Here is a 13,275-nt window from a genome sequence, read left to right on the forward strand (position 1 = left end):
TTCATCTACCCTTTTTTATTACCTTTTAGCTTCTTTTTTACGAAACATTTGGGTTTCCCTACCGATATTGTTAACTTTGTTATACCATAGAATTTAGTAGGTTAAGTTTATGGTAGATTTGGGGCAAAAAGGCGTTCGTATTCACGAACGTCTTTTTTAGTATATAAAAACCCGATTGAGCGATCAATCGGGTTTTTATATAGCAGTGTGAAACAAATTATTTTTCAATAGCGTAAAGACGTGCCACTTCTGTCCAATTGATCACATTGAAAAATGCTTCAATATAATCGGGACGTCTGTTTTGGTAGTTGAGGTAATAGGCGTGTTCCCAAACATCCATTCCCAAAATAGGCATACCTCCACAGCCCACTTCAGGCATCAACGGATTGTCTTGGTTGGGTGTAGCACACACTTCTAATTTGCCTCCTTTTTGCACACAAAGCCATGCCCATCCGGATCCGAATTGTGTAGCTCCTGCCTTAGTGAATTTAGCTTTGAATTCGTCAAACGAACCAAAGTCACGGTCAATGGCTTCGGCTAATTCTCCCGTAGGTTTTCCGCCTCCTTCTGGTGTCATAATACGCCAAAAAAGATTGTGGTTGTAAAACCCACCACCATTGTTGCGAACGGCAGCGTTTTTCATGTCCAAATTAATCAATATATTTTCAATGGTCTTTCCCTCCAAATCGGTGCCCGCAATGGCCGCGTTTAGGTTGGTGGTATACGCATTGTGATGTTTACTATGGTGAATTTCCATAGTGCGGGCATCAATATGAGGCTCCAATGCATCGTAAGCATAGGGTAATTGTGGTAATTCAAATGCCATAACTATTTTGTTTAAAGGATTATTTAATTGACTTCAAATTTATACATTTAACTTCGGAATAGAAAATACTATTTTTCAATTTTACTATAGGTTTAACGTATCGTTTTTTATGTCCATTTTACTACAACCCGCTCGTCTGGAGGGCGAAAAGGTTTATACTATTCCCTTGATTCCAGCGCATTTTGAGTCGCTATATACGGTAGCTTCCGATCCTTTGGTTTGGGAACAGCATCCGAATCCCAACCGCTATCAACGTAGCGTTTTTAAAACGTATTTTGAAGGCGCAATGGAATCCAAAGGGGCCTTGTTAGTTCTCGACAAGCAAACCCATTTGGTAGTGGGATGCAGCCGATTTTACGCCTATAATTTGGAAGAAAGGTCAATCCTTATTGGCTATACTTTTATTGGCCGAACGTATTGGGGCAAAGGGTATAATGCCGATTTAAAGCAACTTATGTTAGATTATATATTCCAATATGTCGATACCATATACTTTCATGTGGGGTCTGAGAATATTCGCTCGCAAAAAGCTATGGTCAAGTTAGGAGCTGAAAAAATTGACGAAATTCAAGTAGCCTATTATGGCGAAGCAGAAAAAACTAACTTTGTGTATCAAATCCACCGTCCTAACCCTATTTCATGAGTACAACACCTGCATTTAATTTGTATGACGCCTCAGCCGGTTCGGGGAAGACCTATACTTTGGTAAAATCGTATTTGAAGATTATTTTGTTAGCACCCCAGCCCGATGCCTACCGGTCGATTTTAGCCATCACATTTACCAACAAGGCCGTACACGAGATGAAAAGTCGTGTGGTTGAGAGTTTATCGCAATTTGCCGCACTTCAACCGAGTGCAAAGGCCCAAGATTTACTTGAAGATATTGCTGCCGAAACGGGGATGTCAACCGTTGCCATTCAAGATAAATCCCGTCTGATTATCAAAAATTTGATTCACAACTATGCCGCCTTTGATATTTCAACCATCGACAAGTTTACTCACAAAGTCATTCGGTCGTTTGCTCATGAATTAAAATTGCCTATCACCTTTGAAGTTTCTTTGGATACTGACGGTTTGCTACAAGAAGCGGTAGATGCCATAATCGCACAAGCGGGTGAAGACGAAACCTTGACGCAGTTGTTGGTGAATTTTACCATGGAAAAAACCGATGAAGATAAAAGCTGGGATATTTCCAGGGAAATTATTGAAACGGGGAAATTGATGTTAAATGAAAATAACCGCGAAGAAATTCAACAATTGCAAGACAAGTCCATAGAAGATTTTATTGTTCTCAAAGAAAAATTGGTTGAATTAAGACGATCTATGGAGGAAACCGCTGCGCAAGAAGCCTTATATATTCTTGGGTTATTGGAAAATAACGGGGTGGATTTAAAATCATTTTCTCGAGCAACTTTTCCCAACCATTTAAAAAGTATCGCACAAAAGAATTTCAATACCAATCAAAAAACCTATCGCGAAGCGGAGGCAATTCAAATCAATAAAACCGCTTCTGACAGAGCGCTCATCGAATCATTTATTCCAGAGATTATGTCGCATTTAACCCTAATGTATGGCGCTTTAGAAAAAATGCGGTTTTATAATGCGTTTTTAAAAAATGTCACGCCACTTTCGCTGTTTAACACCCTCCAAAAAAAGTTAAAAGTCATACAAGAAGCCCAAAATATCCTTTCGATAACCGAATTCAACACCCTAATTCAAGAGCAAATTCAACAGCAACCGGCTCCTTTCATTTATGAAAAATTGGGCGAAAAATACCGTCACTTTTTTATCGACGAATTTCAAGATACTTCCGAGTTGCAATGGCACAATTTGATCCCTTTAATTGATAACGCCTTAGCAGGAGAGGAAAATGGAGTGCCTGGCTCCTTACTTTTGGTAGGCGATCCTAAACAGTCCATTTACCGGTGGCGCGGCGGAAAAGCCGAACAGTTTATTGCTTTAGGAAAAGGAGAAATTCCGTTTTCAAACAAAGATTTCGCCCGAAAAACGTTGGATACAAATTACCGTAGTTATTCGCAAATCATTGAATTTAACAATGACTTTTTCCAATTCCTATCGGGGAAGTTTCAGCATCCAGACTACCAAGAATTGTATGCAAACTATAGTTTTCAAAAAACCAATTCCAAAAAGGGAGGTTACGTTCAGTTTGAATTTTTACCCGGAAAAGCGGAAAGTTCAGATGATGAAGAAGTGTTAGAAAAAGACGACCTTTATTTGGAAGCCTTAGTAAATACAATAGATCAGATTCGATTACAAGGATTTGCCTATCGCGATATAGCAATATTAATTCGCGGTAATAAAAAAGGAGCCCTAATAGCGCAGTATCTTACCGAAAAACAACTGCCGATTATCTCTTCGGAAAGTTTGTTGTTGGCAGCATCTGCAGAAGTTCGCGTTTTGGTAGCATCGCTTCGGTTTTTGAATAATGCGAAAGATCAAGAGGCCAAAGCCAATGTTTTATACTATTTGGCGTGTCATTTTAATCCAACCCACGTGCATGAATGCATTGCCGAGGGAATGGCAAAAACGCTAGAAACCGACTGGGAACGATGGTTAAGCACACGGTTTGGGTCTACTTTTTCCCATTTTTCACTGCAAAACCTACGCAAAAAGTCGCTGTATGAAGTCGTAGAATACGTAAGCCATTTATTTATTCCACCGTCTAAACATCATGCTTATGTGCAATTTTTTCAAGATGTCGTGTTGGAACATGATTTGCGCAAACAAGCTGGCATTGCCGATTTTTTAGCGTTTTGGGAACGTCAAGCACCAAAATTAAGTATTGCTTCTCCTGAAGGCAACGATGCTATCCGAATCATGACTATTCACAAGTCGAAAGGACTCGAATTTCCCGTTGTTATTTTTCCTTTTGCTGAAGAAGATTTTTCTCGAAATAAACATGACAAGTTGTGGCTCGACCTTCCCGATGCTGCTTTAGGTATTCCCAAAGCATTGGTTACCAAAAACAAAGAGGTTGAAACGTTCAGTCCCGAAGCGGCTGCGGTGTATACGCAACGAAAGGAAGAAGAGTTATTGGACAACATCAACGTATTGTATGTTGCCATGACCCGTGCCGAAGAGCAGTTGTTTGTTATTTCTGCTGAAAATCGTACAAATAAAGGCGAATTGCCGTCCAATTTGTCATCCTTCTTTCTTTCGTTTTTAGAATCCAAAGGATACCGGCTTGAACAGGGGAAAGTTAGTTTTGGGAATCCTTTGCGACTTTCTACACCTGACGATCTTGGAATTACCTCCATGCTCATCCCCAAAGTGGAAGCCTTATTTAGTCCAAGTAACATCAAAATTGCCCAACGGGAGAGCTTAATGTGGAATACCAAACAAGGCGATGCGATTGCTTATGGAAATTTGGTACACGAACTACTGGCTTCAGTTGCCACAATGCGTGATATAGAAATGGTTTTAGCCAAAGCCATAGAAGAAGGCGTATTAGCGACTTCGCAAAGGGATTTGATTCAACAAACCCTTCTTTCTGTAGTGACCCATCCGGAGTTGGATGAATTTTTTTCAGAAAAAGGCCGTGTGTACAACGAGCAAACCTTTTTATTGCCTCATGGCCCCGTTTTTAAGCCCGATCGCGTGGTGGTTTTTGACGATCAAACCGCGGTTTTATTGGATTACAAAACAGGGAGCCACAAAGATACCTATCGTGCACAAGTAGAAGGCTATCAAACAGCCATAGAAGCGATGGGTTGGAAAGTACGGAAAAAATGTTTGGTTTATATTGGCGAACACGTTGAAGTTGTACATTTGCAAGAACAAACGAATTGAGATTATGTACGGAAAAATTCAACAGCATTTGCAACAGGAGATTCAAGCCATTAAAGACGGAGGCTTGTACAAAAAAGAACGGATCATCACGTCGCCTCAAGGGGCTGAAATCATTGTAAACGGGGAGACCGTTTTGAACTTTTGTGCCAATAACTACCTCGGACTATCTTCTAATCCAGAAGTCGTTCAAGCGGCCAAAGAGGCTCTAGATACACATGGTTTCGGAATGTCGTCGGTACGTTTTATCTGTGGAACACAAGATATTCATAAAACCTTGGAGCAAAAAATTGCCGATTTTTATGGGACAGAGGATACTATTTTGTATGCGGCTGCTTTTGATGCCAATGGAGGGGTTTTTGAACCTTTGTTGGGCGAAGAAGATTGTATTATTTCTGATAGTTTGAATCATGCCTCGATTATTGATGGCGTTCGTTTGTGTAAAGCGGCACGATATCGTTATGAAAATAATAATATGGCTGATTTGGAGGTGCAACTTCAAAAAGCTACAGCAGCAGGACATCGATTTAAATTGATTGTTACCGACGGCGTGTTTTCTATGGATGGCTTGGTTGCTCCTTTGGATAAAATATGTGATTTGGCCGATCAATACGATGCCATGGTCATGGTTGACGAATGCCATGCCGCAGGTTTTATTGGAGCTACGGGCAAGGGAACACTAGAGGCGAAAGGCGTCATGGGGCGTGTAGATATTATTACCGGAACCCTTGGAAAAGCCTTAGGTGGCGCTATGGGAGGCTATACTACGGCTAAAAAAGAAATTATTGAAATTCTGAGGCAACGTTCTCGTCCCTATTTGTTTTCCAACTCATTAGCACCTGCTATTGTTGGCGCTTCCATTAAAGTTTTTGAACTTTTGGAGAAGGATACCACACTGCGCGATCAGTTGGAGTGGAACACAAATTATTTTAAAAAGGGCATGAAAGCGGCAGGATTTGATATCATTGATGGCGATTCGGCTATTGTTCCTGTGATGTTGTATGACGCCAAGTTATCACAAGTAATGGCCGATCAATTATTGGCCAAAGGTATCTATGTGATTGGATTCTTTTATCCAGTGGTGCCCAAAGAAAAGGCGCGTATTCGGGTACAACTTTCGGCGGCACATACCCAAGCGCATTTGGATAAAGCGATTGCTGCATTTACCGAAGTTGGACAAAGCTTGGGCGTAATCTAACCGAAATGTGTCTTAACATTTTGATAATTCATTAATTGGTTATAATTTTGTACCCATATTCATATATAAATCTAACAAAATTAAGTATGAGACATCTTAAAAAATTATGTGCTATTTTGATGCTTGCCGGATTAAGCGTTCAAGCTCAGGACAGTAACAATCAATGGGCCATTTCGTTTGGAGTAAACGGAATCGATGGTGCACGAGTAAGTGCGGCCTCAAAAATTGAAGATCAGTTTTCTCAATTTTTCGATGCAAAGAGATACTGGAGTATCATGCCAGCCGTTTCGTCTATTAATGTATCCAAATATGTAGGGAATAACTTTTCTTTTGGTGTTACCGGTTCTATCAATAGAGTAAACAAAATTGTAGGGGAGCGTTTTTATGATGCTACTACAAATATCAATGATTATCCTGTTGCTAATCCTGGCGATTTGATGTATTACAGCATTGACGGGGTTGTACGTTACAGTTTCATGAGTTTAATCAAATCAAAAACAATTGAACCATCTGCACATATTGGTGGAGGATATACCTTTTTAGGTGATGCTTCTGCAGGTACTGTGAATGGAGGTTTAGGTTTGACCTACTGGTTTGGAAAACAAATTGGTTTAACCTACACTGCTACTTACAAGCATTCCTTTGATGATTCAAGAGATCCTTCAGTAGATGTTGCGCCTCACGTTCAACATTTTGCAGGGTTAATCTTCAAATTTGGAGCTAAAGATTCAGATAACGATGGTTTGTATGACAACGAAGATGCTTGTCCTACAGATGCAGGAACAGCTGAATTCAAAGGATGTCCCGATTCTGACGGAGATAAAATCATTGACAAGGAAGATGCTTGTATTGATACTCCTGGTTTAGCAGAATTTGGAGGTTGTCCTGATACTGATGGTGACGGAATCCAAGATAAAGAAGATGCTTGTCCAGATGCAGCAGGTGTAAAAGCTTTAGGCGGATGTCCCGATGCTGACGGTGATGGTATCGCTGACAAAGATGACAAATGTAAAGATGTTAAAGGGCCTAAAGAAAATGGCGGTTGTCCATGGCCAGATAGAGATGGTGATAACGTGTTAGACAAAGATGATCAGTGTCCTGATGTAAAAGGTACTGCTGCTAACAAAGGTTGTCCTGAAGTTACCGATGAGGTAATGAAAAAATTGAATGATTACGGTAAAACGATTCTTTTCGACACTGGTAAAGCCTCTTTCCAAAAACAAACTTTCCCTGTATTGGAAGCTATGGCAGCCATCTTGAAAGAGTATCCATCTGCACAATTCTCTATCGAGGGTCACACCGATAGCGATGGTAAAGATACCTCTAACCAAAAATTATCAGAAGAGCGTGCTGCTGCTGTGAAAAACTATTTAGTTTCTAACGGAATTGATGCTTCTCGTTTATCTTCTAAAGGATTTGGTGAGTCTATGCCAGTTGCTTCTAATAAAACAAAAGCAGGTAAATCTCAAAACCGTCGTGTAGAGGTGAAATTGGTAAAATAATTTTCCTACACAACAATATATTGAAAAACGCTCCGAATTGTTCGGGGCGTTTTTTATTTTTATAGCATGCAAAAGAACACATTTCTCTTTGATATCGCCGCCACACTTCTAGAGGAGCATAGCCATCAGATGGAAAACCTAACGGTTGTTCTTCCCAATAAACGTGCGCGCATTTTTTTGATTAATGCGTTGAAAGCCCAGACTAAGGTTCCTTTAGTGGCACCCGAAATTATCAGTATTGAATCTTTTGTACAAGATATCTCCGGAATTACCGCATTGGATTCCATCGAATTGTTGTTTGAGTTTTATGCCGTGTATAGTCGTTTGACACCTGATAATCCTGAGCCTTTTGAGTCTTTTGCCCCTTGGGCTAAAACATTATTACAGGATTTCAATGAAATAGACCGCTATCTGTTGCATCCTAATGCCATTTTGACCTATCTTGAAAATATCAAAGAAATTGAACATTGGTCGGTAAGTGTCGAGAAACACACAGCGTTGATCGAACGTCATTTGGCTTTTTGGCGAAAACTCCCGTTGTATTACAACGAGTTTTACCACCATTTACGCAACAAGAAACGAGGGTATCAAGGGCTTATGTATCGCGAAGCCGTCACGAATCTCAATCATTTTATTCAACATTCGCCTGTTCAGAAGTATTGTTTTGTCGGGTTTAATGCTTTGACCAAAGCCGAGGAAACGATTGTACAACAATTAGTGGCCGCCAATCGCGCTTCGGTGTATTGGGATGCAGATCGTGCGTTTCTGGATGACTCATTGCATGATGCGGGACTTTTTTTACGAAGGTATCTAAAAGAATGGCCCTACTACAAAACCCAGCCTTTACAAAAGGTGTATTCCCAATTTCAAGAACCTAAAAATATAACCGTAATCGGGACCTCCAAATCCATTGGTCAGGCCAAATTGGTAGGCAGTATACTTGAAAAACATTTAGAACACCATCCTGATACCGCTTTACAAGATTGTGCCGTAGTCTTGGGAGAGGAGAGTTTATTAGTACCTATTTTATATAATCTCCCTGCTTCTGTTCCAGCATTGAATATTACTATGGGGTATTCCAGTAAAAACAACCCCGCTCAAGTATTGGCGCACAAATGGTTTAAAATGCACCTCAATGCCCAGCAACGTAATCCCCAACAGTATGTGTTTTATTTTCGGGATGTTTTGGATGTAATCACGCATCCGCTCGTTGAACCCTATATTCAAGCAGAAGTTTTGGTGAAATACATAAGGCAAAATAACGTCACGTTTGTTCCCCAAAACCGATTGTTTACTTTGTTGGTAAAACCTCCAACAGCACTTTTTCAGCTCCTTTTTCAAAAATGGGAAGATCAAGCCTCCGAAGTGCTCCAAACCCTAGCGGAGTTGCTTCTGGAAATCAAAGCGCAATTGAATTATGCCTCTTCTGACGAGAAAATTGCTAATGCCTTTTTGTACTCGCTCTATAAAATTGTCAATAAACTGATTTCGTATTTTGAGCAGCATCATATTGATAACAAACCCGAAACGGCTTTTGCGTTATACAAGCAAATTGTCGATTTGGCCGAGGTTTCCTTCGAAGGGGAGCCGCTGGAAGGACTTCAAATTATGGGCGTGCTGGAAAGTCGTGTGCTCGATTTTGAAACCGTGATTATTACTTCAGTTAATGAAGGTAAATTTCCTTCGGGGAAGTCCAATAATTCTTTTATTCCGTATGATGTGAAGCGCGAGTATGGCTTGCCTACCTATAAAGAAAAGGACGCCATTTACACCTATCATTTCTACCATTTGTTGCAACGGGCAAAGCATATTTATTTGCTCTATAACTCTGATTCAGAAGGTCTCGATGCCGGAGAACGCAGTCGTTTTATCACGCAATTGGACGTTGAAAAACAATCCCAACACCAATTGATTTTTGAACAATACTACCCTGAAGTCCCGCAAATCGCTTACGAACCCATGGTGGTTCCCAAAGATGACGCGGTGATGCAACAATTGAAAACAATTGCTACCGAAAAATACTTCTCCCCTTCGGCCTTAACCAATTATGTGCGAAATCCTATACGGTTTTATTTCCAACGGTTGTTGCGCATTTCAGAGGCCGAGGAAGTCGAAGAAAATATAGCAGTAAACACGTTAGGAACGATTATTCATGCCGTGCTGGAGGATCTGTACACGCCTTTTATCGGACGTGTTTTGACGGTACACGATATCGAAGCTTGTTTTTCAAAAATCGAAGCAAAAGTAATAGAGAAATTTAAAGACGTTTACAAAGAGGGTGAAATTCAAAAAGGCCGCAATTTGTTGGCTTTTGAAGTGGCGAAGCGCAACGTGTTTAATTTTTTGAAGCTTGAACTTGAAACCCTGAAACAAGGTGATGTGGTTCAAATTCTGGCCTTGGAGCAAGGATTTGAACGTGAATTTGCGCATCCGAAATTGCCTTTCCCTATAAAAATTGGTGGCAATGTCGATCGTATCGAACTTCGGAATGGTGGTGTGCGTATTATCGATTACAAAACCGGGAAAGTCGAAGCCAAGTCAGTCACTTTATCCTCCTTTGAAGGTTTGACGGAAGACATCAAAAACGACAAAATTATACAGGTTTTGGCCTATGCTTTTCTCTATGAAAATGAGGCGAAAGGGCGACCTATGGAAGTGGGAATCATTTCGTTTAAAAACTTAAAATGCGGATTTTTACCATTCAATTTCAAAGCCGATAAAGAAGTACAAACCGAAGTCACTCCAGAAATTCTTGCGGCTTATTTGGAAGAATTAGCAACGTTATTAGCGGAGATTTTTAATCCTGAAATTCCGTTTAAGGAGAAAATAAGTTAAATCGCTTTCAAAAAGGCTACAATCGTTTTCTCCAAGGCTTTTTGGTTCTCCAAATGGCTCATGTGACCATCGGGGAAGGTGGTGAGTTGCACGCGGGTATTTTCCACTTGCGTCACCGTGTCCTCATAGGGCAACACGCCATCTTTTTTGCCTAAAATTAAAGCGATAGGATACGGGCCAAAATGCAAAAGCACTTCGCGGTCGTCTCGGATTTTCATGCCTTCCAAAGCGGCGACAATGCCTTGCAAAGGAGTTTTTAACGCTTCGAGTTTTACGTTTTCGATGGTTTCGGCTAATTTTTCGCGGTTGTCTTCACTGAATAAGTTGGCAATCGACATACGCACAAAAGCCGTGTAGTTTTGCTTTACGGCCGCAATGGCGCGATCGCGATTCAATTTACGTTCGTCACTGTCGGCGCGGGAGGTCGAATTTAAGAGCACCAATCCTTTTACGTTGTCGGGATAGTGTTCGGCAAAGGCCAACGCCACATAGCCGCCCATGGAATGCCCAATCAACACTGATTTCCGGATTTTAAGTTCGTGCAACACATGATGCACCATGTCGGCTTGGTCTTCCATGGTATGCACATAGCCCAAACAATCGGTGTTGCCATGACCCAATAAATCTATCGTAATCACGCGGTATTTGGTCGCCAACACGGGAGCCAAATGCTGCCACATGGTTTGGTTCTCCAAAAAACCATGCAACAACACCACCGCAGCACCTTTGCCAGAGGAGGTATAGTCAACCGTGATATTTTTGTAATGGATTTGTGCCATAGCCGATTGCAAAAATAAAGGTTATACGAAAAAGGACGGAGGGTGTTTATAACTTTTCGGTATTTAATCAATTCCTAATTTATAATTCATCATTCAAAACAACTCCCGTCACCAGCCCCGATTGCAGCAGGCTATCCTGCCGGTGTCAGTCCTTGATTTGAAAAACAAAACCCTCTGCGGCAGATAGCGCGGAAAGCGGGACCATGCTGGATAGACGCAGGGTGTTCTTGCTGCATAAAAAAACGGCCCAATAAGGCCGTCTCTATCAATTAGTGCAATTATGTTCTTTTTATAGGAAACAAACTGTATACTGCGACTGCGACTGTATACTAGTTATCGTTCATTAATGCTTCTATTTCCTCCGCTTCAATCGGGATGTTGCGCATTAAATTGAATGGTGCGCCGCTTTTTTGAATCACCACATCATCTTCCAAACGAATTCCGAAACCTTCAGCAGGAATATAAATGCCCGGTTCTACGGTAAACACCATATTTGGTTGCATGGGTTCGTACAACAAACCATAGTCGTGGGTGTCTAAGCCCAAATGGTGCGAGGTGCCGTGCATAAAATACTTTTTATACGCAGGCCATGCCGCATCTTCGTTTTGCACATCGGCTTTGTCCAACAAGCCTAAGCCAAGCAATTCGGAGGTCATGATTTTACCCACTTCCACATGGTATTCTTTCCAAAGCGTACCGGGAACCAACAGTTTTGTCGCTTCGTTTTTTACATTCAAAACCGCATTGTACACCGCACGTTGACGGTCGGTAAAACGGCCCGAAACGGGAATTGTGCGACTCAAATCGCTGGAATAGTTGGCGTATTCGGCACCGACATCCAGAAGCAATAAATCGCCGGCCTTACATTCCTGATTGTTTTCGATATAATGCAACACATTGGCATTGGCACCGCTAGCGATAATTGGCGTATAAGCAAAACCTTTGGAGCGGTTGCGCAAGAATTCGTGGGCAAACTCGGCTTCGATTTCGTATTCCATGACGCCGGGTTTTACAAAACTCAAGATGCGGCGAAATCCTTTTTCGGTGATGTCGCAAGCCGTTTGCATCAAGGCCAATTCTTGGTTTTCTTTTACCGAACGAATGCGTTGCAAAATCGGGTTGGATTTTTCCACTTTATGCGCAGGATAGGTTTCTTTCCACCATTTGATAAAACGGTCTTCGCGCGTTTGGGTTTCTACGGCTGCACGGTAATGTTCGTTGGTGTTGATATACATCGTGTCGGCGTAGGCCATGACTTCTTTGAGCGTTTTTTGGAAGTCTTGTAACCAAACGATGTTGCGAATGCCTGAGACTTCAAACGCGCGTTCTTTCGTTAGTTTTTCACCCTCCCAAATGGCGATATGTTCGTTGGTTTCTCGTAAAAACAAGATTTCCCGTAAATGTGCATAGGGAGCATCGGGAAATAATAACAAGATACTTTCCTCTTGATCGGCACCCGACAAATAAAAAATATCGCGGTGTTGGGCAAACGGCAACGTGCTATCGGCCGATACAGGGTAAATGTCGTTGGAGTTAAAGATGGCAACGCTATTGGGTTTCATTTGTGCCGTGAACTTGGTACGGTTGGTGATAAAAAGTTCGCGGTCGATGGCGTGGTATTTCATAATCTTTTATTTGAAGATTTTTTAATTTGAAAATTTGAAAATGATTTACCAAAATTAAAGATAAGTCAGCTGCGATAAGTAGCCATTTGGCATTATTTTATGTTTTTGCGAATGCGGCTCATGTGTCGGTTGGAAATTCCGAGAAACGAAGCGAGATAATGTAAGGGCACTTGCTGAATCAATACGGTATCGTTTTGCAATAATTTCAAATAACGCTCTTCGGGAGAAAGTGTCAGTAAGTCAATACGGTATTCGTCAATCAAACAGATTTGGCGTTCGATCAATTGAAAATAAAAATCATGAAACGGTGGATGGTTGGCGATTAAATCCTGAAAAGTTGGTAAGTCAATCACCCACAAACGGCAATCGGAAAGCGTTTTGATGTGTTTGCGCGAAGGCAATTGGTGTAAAAAACTGTGTAAGGAAACCGTAAACGTATGGGGTAGGGACAGATAGGTTGTTTTTTCTTCTCCATTCACGTCGATGGCATGTTGGAGCAAGCCGCTTTCAATAAAACAGAAATAGGGGCAAACTTGGTTTTCGCGAACGAGGAATTCATTTTTTGGAAGTTCCAATAGCATAAAACGATGCTGCGAAATTTCGAGCACATCGGTGAGTTGACTTTGGGTGACCTTCAAATGCGAATTCATGGTTCAATATTAGGCAATTTTTAGGAATGAATCGAAAAGTGTACTTTTAGAAA

General features: G+C 41.2%; 9 protein-coding genes. 5 read left to right on the forward strand and 4 right to left on the reverse strand.

What is annotated here, in order from left to right:
* Positions 1-217: 217 nt before the first annotated feature.
* Positions 218-826 (reverse strand): superoxide dismutase, encoded by a 609-nt coding sequence (locus Q0037_RS07365; RefSeq protein WP_297517000.1) that lies wholly within the window; start codon positions 824-826, stop codon positions 218-220.
* Positions 827-935: 109 nt separating this feature from the next.
* Between Q0037_RS07365 and Q0037_RS07370 the strand changes: the two genes are divergently transcribed.
* The 5 genes from Q0037_RS07370 (at position 936) to Q0037_RS07390 (ending at position 10,168) form a co-directional block, all read left to right on the forward strand.
* Positions 936-1,469 carry a GNAT family N-acetyltransferase gene (locus Q0037_RS07370; RefSeq protein ID WP_297517001.1) on the forward strand — a complete coding sequence of 178 codons (534 nt, stop codon included), beginning with the start codon at positions 936-938 and terminating at the stop codon, positions 1,467-1,469.
* Positions 1,466-4,636, forward strand: coding sequence for an exodeoxyribonuclease V subunit beta (locus Q0037_RS07375; protein WP_297517002.1), 3,171 nt, complete (start codon positions 1,466-1,468; stop codon positions 4,634-4,636). The genes Q0037_RS07370 and Q0037_RS07375 overlap by 4 nt, the downstream gene beginning before the upstream one ends.
* Before the next feature lie 4 nt (positions 4,637-4,640).
* On the forward strand, positions 4,641-5,831 hold the full coding sequence (gene kbl / locus Q0037_RS07380) for a glycine C-acetyltransferase (protein WP_297517003.1): 1,191 nt from the start codon (positions 4,641-4,643) through the stop codon (positions 5,829-5,831).
* An 86-nt stretch (positions 5,832-5,917) separates the two neighbouring features.
* Positions 5,918-7,333, forward strand: coding sequence for an OmpA family protein (locus Q0037_RS07385; protein ID WP_297517004.1), 1,416 nt, complete (start codon positions 5,918-5,920; stop codon positions 7,331-7,333).
* Between the two features lie 66 nt (positions 7,334-7,399).
* Positions 7,400-10,168 carry a PD-(D/E)XK nuclease family protein gene (locus tag Q0037_RS07390; RefSeq protein WP_297517005.1) on the forward strand — a complete coding sequence of 923 codons (2,769 nt, stop codon included), beginning with the start codon at positions 7,400-7,402 and terminating at the stop codon, positions 10,166-10,168.
* Here the strand turns inward: Q0037_RS07390 and Q0037_RS07395 are convergent.
* From Q0037_RS07395 to Q0037_RS07405, 3 genes are all read right to left on the reverse strand, one after another.
* Entirely contained in the window at positions 10,165-10,947 is a 783-nt protein-coding gene (locus Q0037_RS07395) for an alpha/beta hydrolase (RefSeq protein ID WP_297517006.1), read from the reverse strand. The genes Q0037_RS07390 and Q0037_RS07395 overlap by 4 nt on opposite strands.
* Positions 10,948-11,276: 329 nt before the next feature.
* Positions 11,277-12,572 carry an aminopeptidase P family protein gene (locus Q0037_RS07400; RefSeq protein WP_297517007.1) on the reverse strand — a complete coding sequence of 432 codons (1,296 nt, stop codon included), beginning with the start codon at positions 12,570-12,572 and terminating at the stop codon, positions 11,277-11,279.
* Between the two features lie 92 nt (positions 12,573-12,664).
* On the reverse strand, positions 12,665-13,222 hold the full coding sequence (locus Q0037_RS07405; RefSeq protein ID WP_297517008.1) for a Crp/Fnr family transcriptional regulator: 558 nt from the start codon (positions 13,220-13,222) through the stop codon (positions 12,665-12,667).
* Positions 13,223-13,275 lie beyond the last annotated feature (53 nt).

The organism is Flavobacterium sp. (genome assembly GCF_027482425.1).
GTDB lineage: Bacteria > Bacteroidota > Bacteroidia > Flavobacteriales > Flavobacteriaceae > Flavobacterium.